Source organism: Nostoc sp. (genome assembly GCF_036917375.1).
Taxonomy (GTDB): Bacteria; Cyanobacteriota; Cyanobacteriia; order Cyanobacteriales; family Nostocaceae; genus Nostoc.
On the sequence record NZ_JBALDN010000042.1, the window covers coordinates 35,515 to 50,182 of the forward strand.

A 14,668-nucleotide genomic window follows, 5' to 3' on the forward strand; every position below is an offset into this window, starting at 1 on the left:
AGATCAATTCAGTGTCCGGGATTTTACATAGATTACTCATCTTCAAAGTCATTAATGCAAAATTCCCATACTCTGGGGCACACTGTAAAAGATGCAAAACTTTTAAATAATACTATGTCTCAGCATTAACAGCATTCAGTTGCATAGGCCCCAAATATTTGGTTAAATAAGGCGAAAAAACTTCATAAATTAATGTCAGTGGCTGTCCATGATGCCAAAACAAGTAGTGGCGACCCCAAAAAGGCCCAGTTACACCAAAACCGGACTCTAGTGCCAATGAGTCACCGTAGTAAATTCCTCGAACATCTCGATACAATTCTGTGCGAAGACGAGCTAAACTTGCCCAAATTGGTAATGAACGGTTTTGTAAATACTCATCGACATGACTGGCTTCCCACCAAGAAGTAGCATAGGCTAATCGTTGCCCAGAAGCGGTACGCAGCCATACTTGTCGCCGTAATCGCGGTTCTGGGACAGCTTGGATTAACTCAGGAGCAGCATCCAAGTCGATGCCAATCAATGACATATCAATAACATCTACTTCTACAGGCTCACCTGTGAGCAATTCTAAGTGACGTGTTGGAGAGCCATCACCCAAGAGCATTAGCTGCCATGCAGGTGCTAGCTGAGTGTGAGGTAAACTTTGTTGAATTATTTCCTCCCCTCCTTGCCAAATCGGAGTGAGGCGATGCCAAGCTGGTGGCGATGTTAGGTTGTTTGTCGGCGTAAAAGAAATAGTCAATGCTTTTTACAAAACTTCACCTATTTCTATAAAAGCATAAAGAACTAGTACTTTGACAAGACAACTTTGCTTAATATCTAGTAACCACTGAAGTGCTTCCGAAGCAAACTTAATATTTAAGGGTCAATAGTCTAAGGTTTTTTGACCTATAACTATTGACCCTATGCTTAAACAAGCAAAAATGCGGATGGGGAGACTCGAACTCCCAAGGCAAAGCCACACGCACCTCAAGCGTGCGCGTATACCAATTCCGCCACATCCGCATGGTTTGTCTAAGAATAGACTATAGCATAAGAAAATAATTATAGTAAGGTGATATCTAAATTCAGTTGCTCAAAAATATAAATTTTCTCAAGGCGGTATCAGACTGACAGAAATTTAGCAGCTGTACAAGTGATATTGAAAAGGGTAAAGCTACTGTGTTCGGCGGGGTGCGATCGGTGTAGACGACGGACTATGACGCTCGATAGCGCAGCATAAAGCCTTCTCTACGAGAGGCTTCTCTTTCAGAGATGCTAAAGCGAACGCCAACGGCATAGCTTCGCTTAGAGTGAGAGCGACGTAGGAGCGTCTGACTCGCTATCGGCTTCGCAAAAGCCCAGCTTGGTAGTCTAGCCAAGACTTACAGCAGCAATGTTGTTAGTGTAGTAAGACCCGTAGAGGCAGCAAGCCTGCAATATGCAAGTTTGCTTAGAATCAGGGTGGCGAATCTCCTGCAATAATTTGAAATAATGTAGAAGCATTGTTTCAAGTTGGATCGGAGAAAATGTCAATCTACTGGTAATGATATCGAAACTAAAAAATGAAGTTTGACAAAATATTAATTGCCAATCGGGGAGAAATCGCCCTTCGCATTCTCCGCGCCTGTGAAGAAATGGGAATTGCCACAGTTGCGGTTCACTCCACCGTTGACCGTAATGCTCTCCACGTCCAACTTGCTGATGAAGCGGTTTGCATTGGCGAACCGGCTAGCGGTAAAAGTTATTTGAATATTCCCAATATTATTGCTGCTGCACTGACGCGCAATGCTACTGCCATTCATCCAGGTTATGGTTTTTTGGCAGAAAATGCCCGGTTTGCGGAAATCTGTGCCGACCATCATATTGCTTTTATCGGTCCAACTCCAGAAGCTATGAGACGGATGGGCGATAAATCCACTGCCAAAGAAACCATGCAAAAAGCTGGAGTACCGACGGTACCAGGTACTGAGGGATTGGTAGAATCCGAGCAAGAAGGATTAGGATTCGCCAAGGATATCGGCTATCCAGTGATGATCAAAGCTACAGCAGGTGGCGGTGGACGGGGTATGCGCCTAGTTCGTTCTGAAGACGAATTTGTTAAACTTTTTCTTGCAGCCCAAGGCGAAGCAGGAGCAGCTTTTGGGAATTCTGGCGTTTACATAGAAAAATTTATTGAACGTCCCCGCCACATCGAATTTCAAATTTTGGCGGATAACTATGGTAATGTCATCCACTTAGGCGAACGAGATTGTTCAATTCAGCGCCGGAATCAAAAGCTGTTAGAAGAAGCTCCTAGTCCGGCTCTCGACCAAGACCTACGTGAGAAAATGGGCCAAGCTGCTGTTAAAGCTGCCCAATTTATTAACTACAGTGGGGCGGGTACTATTGAGTTTCTCTTGGATAGATCCGGTAAATTCTACTTTATGGAAATGAACACCCGGATTCAAGTAGAACATCCTGTAACAGAGATGATTACTGGGATAGACTTAGTTGCCGAACAAATCCGCATTGCTCAAGGTGAAAGACTCAAGCTGACCCAAGACCAAGTAGTATTACGAGGTCATGCGATCGAATGCCGAATTAACGCCGAAGATCCCGATCATGACTTCCGCCCTTCTCCTGGACGCATCAGTAGCTATCTGCCCCCCGGAGGCCCTGGTGTGCGGATTGATTCCCACGTTTACACAGATTACCAAATCCCGCCCTATTACGATTCCTTAATCGGCAAGTTAATCGTTTGGGCGCCAGACCGACCCACTGCTATTAACAGGATGAAACGCGCGCTGCGGGAATGTGCCATTACTGGATTACCTACTACCATTGGGTTTCATCAAAAAATTATGGAAACTCCACAGTTTTTACAGGGTAATGTCTATACAAATTTTGTGCAGGAAATGAACGGGTAGGAGAGTAGGAAAGGAAAAAGGTTATAGGTTACAGGGGACAGGGTATAACCTGTAACCTGTACCCTAATTCACACGAGATAGCATAGTCAGCAATCCTTGTTGACCTAACAGAATTTCTCGCAGCAGGCTGAAGATACCAACCCAAATAATAGGTGTAATATCTACCCCACCTATAGGTTGCACCAGCTTTCGCAACGGGATTAAAAATGGCTCAGTGGGCCAAGCTATTAAATTAAACGGCAAACGATTCAGATCCACTTGCGGATACCAAGTGAGAATGATACGAAATATAAATAAGAATGTCATCACCCCTAACACAGGGCCAAGAATCCAAGCAGTCAGGTTAACACCAGTCATCGGTTTCAGGTACTATCTATCTGTAAAAAAAGAAAAAACTTAGGCAACGGCTATGTGCATTTTGCGACGCCGATTAGCCCATCGTAGACATCGTTAAAAAGTTTTAAGCTTTGTAAAGCACTCCGATCATCATTTTAACTAAATGCTGTCACTTCTTTCTGAAATAGAAAAGCGAACTCGCCCATGTGGTTAACTCAATAACTGGTGAAAGAAGTTACCAAGTTTGGCAGTTCAGAGTTAGAGGCTTCTCAAGAAAGTAATACACTATTAAAATTAGGATGAAGTGTGTAAAAAAAGGTTGAGAAGTATGACGCCTTCTTTAGCAAATTTTCTTTGGAGTCTGCTATGGGGTACAGCAATTGTTGTAATACCCGCTACTGTTGGTCTAATTTTCATTAGCCAAAAAGATAAAATACAGCGTTCATAATGCTTATGAGAGTTAAATTAGCTCTCGTAATCAATTGTCTGTCAGCTATCTACTTAATTGCACTAAAAGCAGCATAAACTGCGACTGGTGGCAGTTTATGCTGACAGACATAGACGTTTTTACTTTTCGGTGAATAGCTTCAGAGCTTCTTTGCCAGAGGCTTTGAAGCTTCAATATATCGTGACTAATTAGAGTAGTGATTTTAATTGTGACTCGCTAACATAGATGTGATATTGGGAAAATAGCAATGATAAATTTTGGGCTGAACTCAGCCAGTTTTCTGGCTCAGGTTAATTTTGGGGCAAACTCAGCCAGTATTCTAGGAATTTTCCTGGCTGTGGCTGGGGCAGCACTGTATTTTCTCCGCACTGTGCGTCCAGAATTGTCACGGGATCAAGATATCTTTTTTGCGGCAGTGGGCTTGCTTTGCGGCTTCATTCTTGTCTTTCAAGGATGGCGGCTTGACCCGATTTTACAATTTGGTCAACTGCTTTTAGTTGGTACAACTGTGTTTTTTGCAGTTGAAAGTATTCGCCTGCGGAGTATAGCTACCCAGCAAGCAAAGCGCAACACTCCGATTGTGGACGAAGATCGACCAGTTAGCGATCGCTATTCCTACAACGATCGCAGAAAGTATCAAGCTGAAATGGATGCAGATTTAGAGCCACTGCCTTATGAAGACGAGGAGGAACGCCCAGTGCGCGCCCGGATTCGGGGTAGCAGGGATGAGATTTCCACTCGTGATAACTACTACGAGGAGCAACCCCCCCGTCGTTCAGAACGCCGCAACAGCAGCAGTAGTGAAAGACAGGCTCCATCTGATAGAACGCGTCGGCGGACTTCTGGTCGTCCTGTAAACCGCCCTTCTGAAAGTTCTGAAGATGAAAATTGGGGTTCTTCATCTAGGCAAGTTGATGATTGGGAAAGTTCGGGTGGGGAAGTCAGAAAACCTTCTCGTCGTAGTAATAACGGGTCTGGGCGTCCTGAAAGTCGTGAAGATGATGTTTCTCCCAGACCAAGAAGGCGTCGCCCACCCGCTGACTCAACTCCTCGAAGACCCCGCGAAGATGATGATGCGATCCCAACTGATTATGTGCCGTACAATCCAATTGAAAAACCAAATGAGGGATCAGATAATTTGACCGATTTTGATGACGATGTTTAAAACAGTTGGCGTGCAAGTAGGTTTAGAGGCGACGGAAAACAGTTGAGGTGGAAAAATTTACGCCTACATTTTGGCTCCAAAGACCAATTCATTGGAGCCTGGTTTTTGGTTTAACAAGTTTGCTTGTATCTTGTGGTACTAGCGATATTCCCATAGGGCCTACTTCTCTTAACAGTCGCTACACCGAGGAGCAACCTGCTTTGAGTGGAAATGGGCGCTTTTTAGCGTTTGTATCTAATCGCAATGGTAATCAGCAGCTACTAGTGTACGATTTGGAGAGGCAAGTTTTTATTGGCACACCGGGGATAAACCGACAGGAGACAATTGCCGAAAGTCCAAGTTTGAGCTACACAGGGCGTTATATTTCTTATCTTACTAGTGACCAAGGTAGACCAGTGGTGGCACTTTACGATCGCGCTACGCAACAGTCGCAAATTGTCACACCAATTTATCGCGGCTGGGTCAGAAAACCAAATATTAGTCCAGATGGACGTTATGTTGTCTTTGAAACCGCCACTCGTGGTCAGTGGGATATTGAAGTTTTAGACCGGGGGCCAAATATTGAGTTAGATATTCCCAACGGTGCAACCGTAGGTTCACCTCCGTAGGGGAGAAAGTTAGGAGTTAGGAGTTAGGAGTTGTGAGACTATTGACTAATTACTAATGACTAATTATATGAAACGTGTTTTTTTTATACCTGTATTTTTCTGTTTAAGTTTATTGACTGGATGTTTTGGCTACCCTCGTATTTTGAGTTATCCATTTGATCCGGGGGGTCGGAGTCTCAATAGTTTAGCGTCGGAATTAAACCCCGAAATTTCTGGGAGATACATTGTTTTTATTACTGACCGACGCGGTAGCCAAGATGTTTATATGTTTGATACGGTAAATCGTGATTTGGTTGATTTGCCAGGTTTAAATTCCTTTGATGCGATCGCAAATCATCCTAGTGTTTCACAAGATGGTCGTTATATTGTGTTTGCGGCTAGTCGTCAGGGGCGATCGGCTATTTTTCTCTACGACCGAGAAACACGCCAATCGCGGAATTTGACCAATAACCTGCAAGCGGAAGTCCGCAACCCTACAATTAGCGCTGATGGTAGCAGGATTGCTTTTGAATCCAGTAACAACGGGCAATGGGATATTTTAGTATATGACCGCTATGGACAGCCATTGAATATACCTCAAGAGCCACGTTGAAGAATGAGAACTGGGGACTGGGGAAAGAAAATAATAATTCCCCCAATGCCCAATGCCCTATTCCCTATTTCCTTCCACCTGTTGAACAGATTCAATGAGCGATCGCACTTGTTCCGTCCCCTCAGAAGATTCAAATGATAGGGGAAACTTACCTCGGAGGATCATCCGCAAGCCGAGGGGTGCAAGACTGAGTAATCCTTTTAAATCCCGAAAGTAGTTACCAACTACTTGTAAACCAAATTGACGTTCATCAATCCAACCACCTTCTTTAACTAAATCTATCAATACTTTCCGGTGACGAATTGAACGACTATCACTGGTTTGTTTCTGGGTGAGAATTTCTTGTTTAACTTTGGTGATTTGTTCTAATGGTGCAACTTCCATTGGACAAACAGAATCGCAGTACAAACAACGGGTGCAACCCCATACGCCTTTAGTGCCTTCGTTATAGCTTGCTAAACGATTTTCGGTATCGCTATCGCGGGAGTCTGCTACCATTCGGTAAGCTTTAGCAAGGGCATGAGGGCCTACAAAGTCTGGGTTAACTTCACGAGCGTTACATTCAGAGTAACAAGCACCGCACATAATACAGTTACCAGTTTGATCGAGGCGCGATCGCTCTTGTGGTGTTTGCAAAAACTCTCTTTCTGGTACTTGTCGTGCTGCCGTACTCACATAAGGGGCAACTGCCTCTAGATTATTCCAAAAGCTGCTCATATCTACAACCAAATCTTTAATCACGGGCATATTGCCAAGAGGCGCGATCGTGATTTCACCAATAGCATTTACTTTACTTTGGGATGATGGTATTTGTTGTAATCTGGCAAGTTCGCTCCCAACATTTTCCTTACAAGCTAAAGCCGAACGCCCATTAATTCGCATAGCACAGCTACCACAAATAGTATTGCGGCAATTTTTGCGAAATGCCAAAGTTCCATCTTGCTCCCACTTAATCTGATTGAGGCAATCCAAGATTGTATTACCTGGTTCGGCCTCCACAAGATAGGTTTGCACAACAGGGGAGGAATTTTGTTGCTGTCGAATGACCTTAAAAATAACTTCCATAACTACTAACCAAAATTTTAAAATTACTTCACCAGCCTCAACAATCATGAGTCAAAGCAGGTAGTAGCGAAAAGTGAGTTATACTTTTTGCCCCTAATTCAAACCCTGGTGTTAATAGGCTGACGATTAAAGGGCGACTGATTCTAGTTTAAGGATAACCATTAAAATTTTACTTGTAGTAGCGTTGTAGGCAAGATTTTTGTCAAATTCTGAGTTAAAACGCCAAAAATGTAATCGCAGCTTTGCATTGAATTTACCTATTTGGCAATGTAAAGGAAAGAGAGTTTGCTTAAAAAGTAACTTAAGTTGATCTTTGACCTAGCGATCGTATCCAAATGAAATACATATGAAGTTAGCAACATGTCTTGATGTCAACTTGAGTCAAGCAGTCCTGACAGTAAAATTCCGCCTTCGCTACCACTTGAGGTAATTTTTTGATTATATAGAAGTCTGAAAGCTCATGTTTAATATATAGTAGTGGCAATCAAGCACTAGGCAGATGTTAAGAGATTTGTTCTTCCTATAGACAGACGTGCAAAATCCTTTAACCGCTTTTGACCTGAAGATAATAAACCGAGGAAAAAACCTCACCACTTTCAAAGAAAAGTTAGAGCGCCGCGAAACGCGGATGTGCGAGACTTTTCGCTTTTTGGCTTGCTCTCAATCAACAAAATATGGGATTGAACTCATTGGTCAAAACTGCTCGTATCAATTATATAAATTTTTATAAAAGCTAGATAGCAATGCTCGCGCTTGCAATAAAGGGTTAAGAAAATCGTCACTGCTTTTTTCAACTTTCAAGTCCAGGAATTTAAATAAAAATTTACCAGCAACTTTAATTCAAAATTAAACAACTATTTTGCTATTATTAGTCCATGCTAGTATTTAATATAAAATTACGAAGTAGCAAAACCAGAATCAATAGCCGTATCAGCGCGGTTACTACTGCTTTGTTGATTCGTAATGTAGAGACAAGAAAAATCGCGTCTCTACTGGTAGGACAAAAGGGTGTATGCCCGTAGGACTCTATTGAAATACTATGCTGTCCTAAGCTTGAAAAGACGAGTGGAGAAAACTCTACTTGCGCTTTAGCAAGAAAGGCAAGCACTGAAAGTGAAAAACCTGCAATTTTTTAGGTCTACGATTTATTTGCAGTAGAACCTAACCCCATTTGTAAAGGTGGCTGAAAGTTACACCGCTACAGTAGCGCCAAAAAAGAAAATAGTTTTCTTTCTGATGGCGAATAATGGTTAAAAGTGCCGTAACATCACCAAAATTAATGTCTGTGGCAACTATGGCCTCTAGTTGGTTGTAGACAACCATATATAGAAGTGCTTTTGGCTCCTATCGGCAGGAATTCACCCGTTACACTAGGGTCTTCAGTAGCTCTATGCGAATGCTAAAAAATTAAATGCTGGCATGAGACTACATAGTTTATCAGTTTGGAGAGAGTAAGGAAAATTTGAGCATAATGACTGAAACTGCAACCGCGCCATTAACTGGAAAAGCACTACTTGCTAAAGTAAAAGAACTTTCCACATTACCACGCCGAGAAAGAGCTAAACAGTGCGGCTATTACACTGTTACTAAGAATAATCAAGTTCGGGTCAATCTCACCGATTTTTATGACGCTTTGCTATCTGCTAGAGGAATTCCTCTAAGTCCAGAAGCACCTAAAGATGGCCGCGGTCGTGAACCGACATATCGGGTTAGTGTCCATCAAAATGGTCAGATTGTAATTGGTGCTACATATACCAAAGCAATGGGCTTGAAGGCTGGAGATGAGTTTGAAATTAGGCTGGGATACAAACATATTCACCTGATTCAACTAGGTGAAAGCGATAAAAAACTAACCTCACAAGACATAGATTCTGAGGAATCAGACGAAGATTTAGAAGACGAAGAGTAAATTTGCTGATGGTAAGGATAAGTTTCAGGTGATGATAACTTGTCCTTACCCCAACAGCAAACTGGTAGCTAGGTAAAAAATACGATCAGACCCCTTGCAAAAGTCACCAAATTTAGTAGAGTCTTGATTAATCAGCAAGAAATCTATAATGCAAGAAGTCTATCGTGTTTTTTTTGTTTATTTTGATAACTTTCTTTGAGTCTTCGGTCAACGCCTTACTGGCATTTATAGAAAATGCACCGTCACTAGTTATAGTGACGGCATTTTTTGTTTGTTGGATAGTTTGCTGGTTGCCAGTAGCAACAGTATCAGCAATATTGCTTAATTGGCAACCTCCTAAACCTTTACAGCCAGAGCAAAAAATGCCGTTATTGGTGTCACTTTACCTATTAGCTCCCCCGATCTTGTGGGGAGTTGTTTGGTTGACTAATAAATCTTTTTCAGATTACGGCTTTGTTGGCAATCTTTCAACTCTTGGTTTTTTAGCACTAGGTTTTGGTTTGGGAGTGCTGAGTCTAGCTATTGTATTTGGTGGGCAATTCGGATTAGGTTGGTGTTCTTTTGAAAAGTCTAATTTCAAGTTACTACTACCCATATTGCTACCGATTTTCTTGATAGCGTTATTAGTCGGTGGTATAGAAGAGTTAGTTTTTCGCGGTTTCCTGTTCACAGAATTAGCACAGGATTACCCAGTTTGGTTGGCAGCAGCAATTTCTAGCTTGATTTTTGCCTTGTTACACCTGGTTTGGGAGCAACGCGAAACCGCACCCCAACTTCCTGGATTGTGGCTGATGGGAATGGTGTTGGTGTTAGCACGGTTTGCTACAAGTGGTAATTTGGGTTTAGCTTGGGGATTGCACGCAGGATGGGTATGGGCGATCGCTACCATAGATACAGCAGAACTAATTACTTACACTGGTATTGTCTCTGACTGGTTTACAGGTAAAAATAAAAAACCCCTAGCTGGCTTGGCGGGAATTATTTGTGTATTGGGAACTGGGGTAATTATCTGGTTCAACTCTTAAGTATTTTAATTTCCCATAGATAATGTCTGTAAACGCAGATCCCCGACTTCTCGAAGAAATCGGGGAACTAAATCCAACGATTTAGCAGGCACTATTCCACCCTACTAATCTTTCTTTAGTACTCGAAACTACTCAGACCTTTTGATTCTGTCAATTTCTCGTTGTAATTCTTCAATTTGGCGGCGTAAAATTTCTGTTTGATTTTCGGAAGATTCTGCTGAAACATTTACCGATCCGGAAGCAGGCGATCGCTGATAATTTCCTCGGCGAATTTGCTGATATTCTTCGGATACAGCCCAGGATCGTAAGTAATGTAAGCGTTCAACAGGGAAAGGATGACTCAACATCATACCCTGAGCGCCATTGTAGATCAAGAATTTATATATCTGATTCAGTCCATCCTCATCCAGTGCCTGATAATTTTCTGACTGCTTGATAAACTCTTGTAAACTACATTCATTGGCATATTTGTTACTACCACCAGAGAGTTTCATCATCGTTGACATCACAGGATTCAAGTCATCCATCACTAGTAGTGCAGCGCGATCTGATGATAACTCGGCTTTGCGCCGCCATTCAAAAAAGGCGTAAATCAAGCCTTGGGTAACAATATTACCGATGCCGAAGGTCAATTCTCCCAATGCCGAAGCAGCACTCATCGCCCACATCGCCATTTGAATTAAAATAGTATGACCACATTTAATATGCCCCAGTTCGTGGGCTAGCACCGTCCGAATCTCGGCTTCGTCTAGTAAGTCTAGTATCCCTGTATTTATGACTATGTAAGGATTTTCTTGCCCCAAGGCATAGCTATTTACTTGGGGATTTTGCGAGACAAACAGTGTTGGTTCTGGGTAAATGTCCAAATCTCGGACGCATTCCCGAAACATCTGGTAAATAGTGGAATATTGACGCGGCCCGACTTGGATGCTGTTACCCATTAGATAGACTAATTGAGGGCGTTCGTAGATAAATTCCACAAATTTACGAGCGATTAAATCAAATCCTGGCAAATTTCGTAAAGCTTGCTCGGCTTGGCGATCTAGTGGATGCCTGAAGGCTTCGCTGGAAATTCCTGTGTAAGTTGGCATAATTTAGGGTATTGGATGATTGGTCATTGGTCATTAGTCATTGGTCATTGGTCATTGGTCATTAGCAAAGGACAAAAGACAAATGACAAATGACAAGATAATAGAAATGGGGCAATTGGAAGTAAAAATCACTTTGTATGGAATTGAAAGCGTGTGATTGAGGCAGAAGTTCATTTGTCACTACATAACTTTTTGCGATCGCAAGCGGGGTTCCCTTCCTGGCCCCATCATTTGACGATGGCACGGTTGGTAGCACGCGCCTTGCGCCTGGGACGTAGCGCCCTAATTCAAGTAGGGGCAGTTAGTGGCTATCAAGGGCGGTATCGTACTAGTTTTGTAGCATCAGCCCTGATGTGGCATGGCCCTGTAATTATTGTTGCTCAAGAAACAGTGCAGCAACTTATGCTGCGGGTGGAAATTCCCCGTCTACAGCAGTGGCTACCAACTAATAAATCGATTAGGACAGGTGATGCTTGGCCTGATGCTGAGTTCCAAGGGCTACTTTTGACCTCCCCAGAAGCTTGGTTAAAAGGACAATTGACTGGTGGCTCACCCTTTCCCCAAGGCATCCCCACAATTATTGATGGGGTAGACGATCTCGAAGATTGGGTGCGTCATCAACTTACCCAAGATATTCAACCCGATGATTGGGATCAACTCATACTGGCTTGTCCTAACCAAGCTGAGACAATTCGTGAAGTACGGATACAACTAACACACGAACTTTTTCAGCATCCTGCTAATCCATATCAGTGCTATCTAATTTCCCAGCCAGAAATAGAAATTTTAAGCCGTCTCTATTCTGCTTTAGAGTCAGTACAAGCACTGCCAGAACCTTGGAAACACTTCTGGCAACAATTTCAAACTCTCAACGAAAATCTTTTTTCTCCTGCTCCCTCATCTCCCCCTGCCTCCCCTGCTCCCTTATCTCCCCCTCCTCTCTTCTGGGCGACTATTGCCCATCGACAAGGTTTATTTTCTTTGCACTACGCCCCAATGGAATTAGGGGAAATACTCTCGCCGATTTGGCAGCGACAACCAGTAGTTTTAATTGGCAGCGCTCTCGAACCGGAAACTGAGGCTCCCCTTTTTCGCCAGCGCTTAGGTTTAGAAGATTTAACTTGCCTGAAGTTCTCTTCGGAGAGTCAAGCGGAAGCAATTCAACTGTATGTACCTTATAAGTTGCCTCTACCCAACACGCCAGAATTTCAAGCGGCCTTTATTCACAAAGTCCGCACACTAGTTTGTCTAAGTGCGACAGCACCAGGATTAACGGTTGTCTTGGTGGGAGATGTACCACTAAAGGCTCAAGTGGCGGCAATTCTGGCTTCAGAGTTTGGTTCGCGGGTGCAAGTAGAAAAAACTTGTTTAGATGAAAATGGTATTTTGATTAGCGGTTGGGAATTTTGGCGAGAACATCAACGAGTCCTGCCAGCACCCCATCTGTTAATCATTGCGACGTTGCCCCTACCATCTTTGGAAAATCCTTTGGTAGCTGGTAGGGTAGCTCTTTATAAGCGATCGCATCAAGATTGGTTCCGTTTATACTTGTTGCCAGCAGCTTTAAATGAATTACAACGAGCGATCGCTCCAGTCCGAGAAAGTCAAGGAATTGTGGCGTTGCTTGATAGTCGTGTTGTTAACCGCAGCTACGGCGCTCAAATTCTCGCAGCTTTAAGTCCTCTGGCACGCATCAACTATCTCGATCCCAGCTTGTTTTCCAATACCGAGGAGGAAAATTCTGCCTAAAGTTCAGTTACCAGTGCCCAATTTAAATTTTGTCAACCAAAGCGCGATCGCCTAAAAGCAAGCATTATTATCAGCTTATAGAAGGTGATGCGATTCATCGCCTTTCTGTAGGCATGATTCCTGGCAAAATAAATTTAGAACCTAAGTAAAATTTGAGTTGCTGATTATGGGTGAAGCAAAACGTCGTAAAACCACACTAGGGGAAACATACGGTAAAGAGACTCGGATCTTATCTTGGGTTCCAATTACAAAAACTCAAGGCGAACAATTTGTCACTTGGACTACTCGTGGTGCTTGGATAGGCATTGGTCTGATGATTGTAGGATGGGCAACAATCCGTTTTATCGGCCCAGCTTTCGGGTGGTGGCAAGTAGTCTCTTAATTCTTAATTCATAATTGAATTAGTTGGATATCTAGACTCCAACTAATTCAAGATTGCTAAAAAAGACAATAATGCCCAAGTGTCTCGTCAATAATTATGAATTACGTTAGCGCAACGGTGGAGAGTTTGCGTACCCTGTGGGAAAGCAAGCTAGGCGTAGTCTCTTAATAAAAAGCATTATGACGAATTACGAATTAGTTAACTGAGTTATTAATAAAAAATAATTACTCATTTTGGATAGATAATCGAAATATATTATATATGCATTAAATTGGGCAAAACCAAATTAAGATAAGAATCCTTCTAAATTATCGTGCTTTGGTTTGTGCAAGTTTTTGAAAATAATCCAAAAATAATTGGAAATATTGCCTAAATGGCAACATTGCTCTGCTGAGTTTAGATATTGTCAGTGTTAAGTTTTCCCATTCATTGTGGATTCTACACTCACACTTCTCTACTATATACGGCATTATTGTATAAACTATTGCATTTATGCTTTTGTAACTACTTAAGCTATAATTCGCACTGTCATCTGCTTAACTTTATCTATATAGGAGGAAGGAATTTGGTATAAGTAATCATTTGTCTATACCAAAATCTACGTTAAAAACAAAACAGATTAAACATCTAAGCAAGAGACAGTATAACGATGAAAAACTACATTATAGCGTTTAATAACAGTGTATTTGACTGCACATAGCCAATAAAAATCAAATATGTAGCTTTTCTGTAGTTGACTAGTGCTAAATTTAAGTTACTCTTAAAGCGGATCTCTTGCTCTAAGAATCTACCCTGACAGGAATGTATAAAGATATAGTTAAATTTAGCAATTCTGTCCGAGATTTTGAATTTGCAAACTGAATAGTTTGATACGGCCCTCAAAATCCCGATCCACTACCCTAAACAAAGTAGTCAATTTACGACTCAATATCATCTGTCTGGTAATTGTAATGAATAGTTTACAATACCAATGGGTGAGAAAATCTAAAGAAAATATAAAAGAAACTCAAATTACTGTGGTGTCTGGAGGACAAAAGTGTTTCTGAGACTAGCACATCAACATCGACAATTCGTCCAAGACTTAGTAATGAACCTGCAAGCCTTGGCGATTGTATTAGAGCGGCGTGGGTATCCCGCATCTTGCTATACCTGTGGCGATCAAATGAATAGTGCATCATTTATGGTTAGCTTGGGCGATAACCATCTGATTCGATTTTTAGTGTCCGATTACGGCATTACTTGGACGGAAATGCGGGATGACCGCGAATTAATGAAGCTAGAGGGTGCAGAGGCAATTAGCCAACTAGATGAATTGGCCGATCTTGTCAAGCAATCTATGCAAAGTGATACAGGCTCTAAAACTCTTGCCAAGAAGTATTAAGATTTCAGAGGTCGATAGCAAATTAGAAA

The 14,668-nt window shown here is 42.2% G+C and carries 15 protein-coding genes and 1 tRNA gene; 10 read left to right on the forward strand and 6 right to left on the reverse strand.

Annotated features, from left to right (window positions below):
* Positions 1 to 112 precede the first annotated feature (112 nt).
* Positions 113 to 742, reverse strand: a complete 630-nt coding sequence (locus V7K45_RS10600) for a chorismate lyase (protein ID WP_335003091.1) — start codon at positions 740 to 742, stop codon at positions 113 to 115.
* Positions 743 to 924: 182 nt separating this feature from the next.
* Positions 925 to 1,005, reverse strand: a tRNA-Leu gene (locus V7K45_RS10605).
* Between the two features lie 539 nt (positions 1,006 to 1,544).
* Between V7K45_RS10605 and accC the strand changes: the two genes are divergently transcribed.
* Positions 1,545 to 2,888, forward strand: a complete 1,344-nt coding sequence (gene accC / locus V7K45_RS10610) for an acetyl-CoA carboxylase biotin carboxylase subunit (RefSeq protein ID WP_335003093.1) — start codon at positions 1,545 to 1,547, stop codon at positions 2,886 to 2,888.
* Between the two features lie 63 nt (positions 2,889 to 2,951).
* Here accC and V7K45_RS10615 read toward each other — a convergent pair whose 3' ends face one another.
* Positions 2,952 to 3,245 carry a YggT family protein gene (locus V7K45_RS10615; RefSeq protein ID WP_094350101.1) on the reverse strand — a complete coding sequence of 98 codons (294 nt, stop codon included), beginning with the start codon at positions 3,243 to 3,245 and terminating at the stop codon, positions 2,952 to 2,954.
* 307 nt (positions 3,246 to 3,552) lie between these two features.
* Here V7K45_RS10615 and psbX point away from each other — a divergent pair, with 307 nt between their 5' ends.
* The 4 genes from psbX (at position 3,553) to V7K45_RS10635 (ending at position 6,037) form a co-directional block, all read left to right on the forward strand.
* Positions 3,553 to 3,672, forward strand: coding sequence for a photosystem II reaction center X protein (gene psbX, locus V7K45_RS10620; protein ID WP_174709687.1), 120 nt, complete (start codon positions 3,553 to 3,555; stop codon positions 3,670 to 3,672).
* 247 nt (positions 3,673 to 3,919) lie between these two features.
* Positions 3,920 to 4,837, forward strand: coding sequence for a Ycf66 family protein (locus tag V7K45_RS10625; RefSeq protein WP_335003096.1), 918 nt, complete (start codon positions 3,920 to 3,922; stop codon positions 4,835 to 4,837).
* A gap of 47 nt (positions 4,838 to 4,884) precedes the next feature.
* Positions 4,885 to 5,445 (forward strand): TolB family protein, encoded by a 561-nt coding sequence (locus V7K45_RS10630; protein ID WP_335003098.1) that lies wholly within the window; start codon positions 4,885 to 4,887, stop codon positions 5,443 to 5,445.
* A gap of 67 nt (positions 5,446 to 5,512) precedes the next feature.
* A complete protein-coding gene (locus V7K45_RS10635) occupies positions 5,513 to 6,037 on the forward strand; it encodes a TolB family protein (protein WP_335003100.1) in 525 nt (174 codons plus the stop codon).
* 57 nt (positions 6,038 to 6,094) lie between these two features.
* On the opposite strand, the gene V7K45_RS10640 is transcribed toward V7K45_RS10635, so the two are convergent.
* The gene (locus tag V7K45_RS10640) at positions 6,095 to 7,102 is read right to left on the reverse strand and encodes a succinate dehydrogenase/fumarate reductase iron-sulfur subunit (RefSeq protein ID WP_335003356.1); all 1,008 of its coding nucleotides are present in this window, start codon (positions 7,100 to 7,102) and stop codon (positions 6,095 to 6,097) included.
* A 1,161-nt stretch (positions 7,103 to 8,263) separates the two neighbouring features.
* On the reverse strand, positions 8,264 to 8,425 hold the full coding sequence (locus V7K45_RS10645; protein ID WP_335003102.1) for a hypothetical protein: 162 nt from the start codon (positions 8,423 to 8,425) through the stop codon (positions 8,264 to 8,266).
* Positions 8,426 to 8,573: 148 nt separating this feature from the next.
* Here V7K45_RS10645 and V7K45_RS10650 point away from each other — a divergent pair, with 148 nt between their 5' ends.
* Positions 8,574 to 9,011, forward strand: a complete 438-nt coding sequence (locus V7K45_RS10650; protein WP_335003104.1) for an AbrB family transcriptional regulator — start codon at positions 8,574 to 8,576, stop codon at positions 9,009 to 9,011.
* Positions 9,012 to 9,175: 164 nt separating this feature from the next.
* The gene (locus V7K45_RS10655; protein WP_335003106.1) at positions 9,176 to 10,036 is read left to right on the forward strand and encodes a CPBP family intramembrane glutamic endopeptidase; all 861 of its coding nucleotides are present in this window, start codon (positions 9,176 to 9,178) and stop codon (positions 10,034 to 10,036) included.
* A 128-nt stretch (positions 10,037 to 10,164) separates the two neighbouring features.
* Here the strand turns inward: V7K45_RS10655 and V7K45_RS10660 are convergent, their stop codons facing one another.
* On the reverse strand, positions 10,165 to 11,127 hold the full coding sequence (locus V7K45_RS10660; RefSeq protein ID WP_335003108.1) for a M48 family metallopeptidase: 963 nt from the start codon (positions 11,125 to 11,127) through the stop codon (positions 10,165 to 10,167).
* Positions 11,128 to 11,280: 153 nt separating this feature from the next.
* On the opposite strand from V7K45_RS10660, the gene V7K45_RS10665 reads away from it, so the two are divergent.
* The 3 genes from V7K45_RS10665 (at position 11,281) to V7K45_RS10675 (ending at position 14,639) form a co-directional block, all read left to right on the forward strand.
* The gene (locus V7K45_RS10665; RefSeq protein ID WP_335003110.1) at positions 11,281 to 12,876 is read left to right on the forward strand and encodes an ATP-dependent DNA helicase; all 1,596 of its coding nucleotides are present in this window, start codon (positions 11,281 to 11,283) and stop codon (positions 12,874 to 12,876) included.
* Positions 12,877 to 13,042: 166 nt separating this feature from the next.
* Entirely contained in the window at positions 13,043 to 13,258 is a 216-nt protein-coding gene (locus tag V7K45_RS10670; RefSeq protein WP_335003112.1) for a DUF2839 domain-containing protein, read from the forward strand.
* A gap of 1,036 nt (positions 13,259 to 14,294) precedes the next feature.
* Positions 14,295 to 14,639, forward strand: coding sequence for a DUF1815 family protein (locus V7K45_RS10675; protein ID WP_094350113.1), 345 nt, complete (start codon positions 14,295 to 14,297; stop codon positions 14,637 to 14,639).
* Positions 14,640 to 14,668: the final 29 nt, after the last annotated feature.